Source organism: Bacillus sp. 220_BSPC (assembly GCF_001054655.1).
GTDB classification, from domain to species: domain Bacteria; phylum Bacillota; class Bacilli; order Bacillales; family DSM-1321; genus Peribacillus; species Peribacillus frigoritolerans.
On the sequence record NZ_JVPL01000323.1, the window covers coordinates 1 to 3,154 of the forward strand.

Here is a 3,154-nt window from a genome sequence, read left to right on the forward strand (position 1 = left end):
TTCTAAGTCTGCTTGGCATTTTTTCATAGTCGAAAGAAGTAAAGGCCTTTCTTGAGGAGATGGTACTTGCAATATATCATCAAAAAGATCCACCGTTAGTTCTCCATAAGAATTTATTTGTCCAAGAAAGACATTTTCAATGGTGACCCCTAATTTTTCTAATTCAGTATGTAACCAACTTCGACTTCGCCCAATCGTCGCAAGTGGTTCATCCAATATTTCCCCATCCATTATGACGGTCTGAGGCTCTTTGACGGAAGCAACCACCAAGTTTAAATCCTTTGCCGTTAAAGGCTGGTTCTCTTTCTTTAACATAACGGATAAATCTCCGGTTGCCTCTAATACCGCAAATTCCACATCAGACACCTGAAAAGCATCCTTCTTTCGAAGTAACTCTAACAATTCATCCGTTGTATATCTTTCCTTCTTCAAGTTATCTTCCATGATTTTTCCATCTTTGATAAAAACCGTTCCTTTTCCTTCTACAAGGTCCCGAACCATTTTGCTTTTCAAAGAAATGACTCCAATTAAAAAAGATATGGCCGCAGTAGTTACAATTCCTATAACCCCCACTGAAATATTTCGTTCAAGTCCCGTAATCACTTCTGCCCCAATACTACCTATAGTTATACCAACTACATACTCAAAGTAAGACAGTTGAGATAGCTGCTTTTTACCTAACAATTTAGTTACTAAAAAAAGGATAACAAGAAATAACAAAGCCCGTATAAATACATCTAACCAATCAGGCATTACTTAACCCCTCCTTTTTATACGTTATTTTAAAACCCTTTATACTGGAATTCCTCATTCTCCAATTCTCCTACCCTTTTTTTCAAATCTGTTACTATTTCGTTCACATCCATCATCGTTTCATGCAAGATTTGTTTGGATTCGTTTTCTTGAGTTCTTAATGCTAAACTCGATAGACTAGCTTCTACGCCTTTTAGGCTGGCAAGACATTGCTTTACTTCCGATCCGATGGTCATCTTACATCCTCCCTTATCCCTTTGGTTTAAAAATCAAGGCTCCTAACATGCCAAAAATGATGGCAGCTGAAATGCCGGCACTGGTCACTTCAAACATTCCTGTAAGTACACCAACTAACCCGTGTTGTTCGGCTTCTTGCAAGGCCCCGTGTACAAGTGAATTTCCAAAGCTAGTAATAGGAACAGTTGCTCCTGCCCCAGCAAAATCTATTAAGGGTTCATATAAACCTACCCCATCTAAAAAAGCACCAATTACGACAAGGGCACTTAACGTATGTCCCGGTGTCAGTTTAAACACATCAAACATAATTTGCCCAATAACACAAATTAAACCACCTATGACAAAAGCCCAAAAATAGATCATGTCTATTGTTCACCCCCGTATTCAATCGACACCGCATGGGCGATACAAGGAATCGTTTCATTTTGCTGATAGGATAGAGGAGATAATAAGGCCCCTGTTGCTACCACTAACATTCTTTTAAATTCACCTTTTTTCATTCGGTTTAATAAATGACCATAGACGACTGTTGCTGAACACCCTGCGCCACTGCCTCCTGCCAAAACCGGTTGTCCTTCCCGATAAATCATTAATCCGCAGTCCTGAAACTGATCTTCCCTAATAGGGGTTCCATGCTTTTTAAATAAATCAAGGGACACTTCACGGCCAATCTGACCAAGATCCCCGGTGACAATTAAATCGTAATAAGATGGATCAATGTTTCGTTCCTTTAAATGAGCTTCAATGGTATCAACGGCAGCTGGAGCCATAGCCCCTCCCATATTAAAAGGATCCGTCAACCCCATATCGATGATACGGCCAATTGTTGCAGAAGTGACACGTGGTCCATCCCCTGAATTACTTAGTAAAGCCGCACCAGCCCCCGTCACGGTCCATTGTGCAGTAGGTGGTTTTTGTCCCCCGTATTCCGTTGGATAACGAAATTGTTTTTCAACAGCTGTATCATGACTAGAAGCCCCTGTTAATAAATATTGGGCTCCGTTTGTATTGACAATATAGGCGCCTAAAGCTAATCCTTCCATGGAGGTAGAACAAGCACCAAACAACCCAAAATAAGGGGCTCCAATTGTTCGGCTCGCGAAACTGGTCGGAGTAATTTGATTGATTAGGTCTCCGGCAAGGAGAAACTGAACCTGTTCCTTTTGAATTCCGCCTTTTTCCATGGCTTTTTGACAAGCTTCTTCAAAAATTATTTTATGAGCTTTTTCATAGGAATCCTGATTAAGCCATAAATCGGCATGCAGAAGATCAAAATCTTCCGCGATAGCTCCATCTGCTTCAAATGGCCCTCCGACTGTACCTGTAGAAATAATCACGGGCTTTTGTTCGAAGACCCATGTACGATGACCTTCTAACATCACAAACCACCCCACTGTATAAGAATTGTTTTAATCAAGGCAATGACAAACGCCGAAAAGACGCCAAATAGAATAACCGATCCTGCGAGTTTAAACATATTACCGCCTACCCCTAATACGAACCCTTCAGTTCGGTGTTCAATCGCTGCAGAAATGACGGCATTGCCGAAACCAGTAACCGGTACAGCCGTCCCAGCCCCGCCAAATTGAGCCATACGATCATAGACCCCGAAACCTGTAAGAAGCATCGTAATAAAAACTAAAGTCCCTACGGTTGGATTTCCAGCTGTTTGGTCCGTAAAATCAAAATAATAAATATAAAAGGCAGAAATGAGCTGTCCGATCAGACAAATAAGGCCTCCTGTTAAAAATGCTTTTATGCAATTTTTAACCACTGGTCTTTTTGTTTCTCGATGTTTTTGAATCCCTTGATATTCTTGTTGAACAGGTGTCAATTGTTTCTTTTGTTTATTCGACATGGTCCGACTCCTCTTTCTCCTTAGGTTTTTTCTTTCATCAGACTTTTGATTTTATTAAAATCCTTTTCTACTTCCTTCCGATTTGTGTTATCCTTTTGGATTTTTTGTTCTAATTGATCAAGTTCCAAATACATTTTTGAATCGGTCGAAACCAAGATTTTATGATCTGGATAGTCTTTTTCCAAGTCTGATTTCACGCTCTTTTCGATTTTCTTTAATCGAAAACGATCAAAGTTTTCGACTTTGATCGCTATCAATAGCTCTTTATCCGTATTCACAGCCTTCACATCCGAAATGTCTTCCTCT

General features: G+C 40.1%; 6 protein-coding genes. All 6 read right to left on the reverse strand.

Going from position 1 to position 3,154, the window contains the following annotated elements; all coding sequences use genetic code 11:
- The coding region (locus ADA55_RS27665; protein ID WP_048690120.1) for a DUF421 domain-containing protein at positions 1 to 753 on the reverse strand (753 nt) is incomplete at its 3' end.
- A gap of 29 nt (positions 754 to 782) precedes the next feature.
- Positions 783 to 989: a DUF1657 domain-containing protein gene (locus ADA55_RS27670; RefSeq protein WP_048690123.1), complete on the reverse strand. Its 207-nt coding sequence runs from the start codon at positions 987 to 989 to the stop codon at positions 783 to 785.
- Between the two features lie 13 nt (positions 990 to 1,002).
- Positions 1,003 to 1,353 (reverse strand): stage V sporulation protein AE, encoded by a 351-nt coding sequence (gene spoVAE, locus ADA55_RS27675; RefSeq protein ID WP_048690125.1) that lies wholly within the window; start codon positions 1,351 to 1,353, stop codon positions 1,003 to 1,005.
- A gap of 2 nt (positions 1,354 to 1,355) precedes the next feature.
- Complete coding sequence (gene spoVAD / locus ADA55_RS27680; RefSeq protein WP_048690131.1) at positions 1,356 to 2,369, reverse strand: stage V sporulation protein AD; 1,014 nt, start codon at positions 2,367 to 2,369, stop codon at positions 1,356 to 1,358.
- Entirely contained in the window at positions 2,369 to 2,848 is a 480-nt protein-coding gene (gene spoVAC, locus ADA55_RS27685; RefSeq protein WP_048683806.1) for a stage V sporulation protein AC, read from the reverse strand. The genes spoVAD and spoVAC overlap by 1 nt, the downstream gene beginning before the upstream one ends.
- Before the next feature lie 20 nt (positions 2,849 to 2,868).
- Positions 2,869 to 3,154, reverse strand: a 286-nt coding sequence (locus tag ADA55_RS27690) for a YhcN/YlaJ family sporulation lipoprotein (RefSeq protein WP_048690135.1), incomplete at its 5' end; no start/stop codon positions are given.

Coding starts and splice junctions, on each gene's coding strand:
- ADA55_RS27670 (WP_048690123.1), bottom strand. CDS start 989: ATGACCATCGGATCGGAAGTAAAGCAATGTCTTGCCAGCCTAAAAGGC.
- spoVAE (WP_048690125.1), bottom strand. CDS start 1,353: ATGATCTATTTTTGGGCTTTTGTCATAGGTGGTTTAATTTGTGTTATT.
- spoVAD (WP_048690131.1), bottom strand. CDS start 2,369: ATGTTAGAAGGTCATCGTACATGGGTCTTCGAACAAAAGCCCGTGATT.
- spoVAC (WP_048683806.1), bottom strand. CDS start 2,848: ATGTCGAATAAACAAAAGAAACAATTGACACCTGTTCAACAAGAATAT.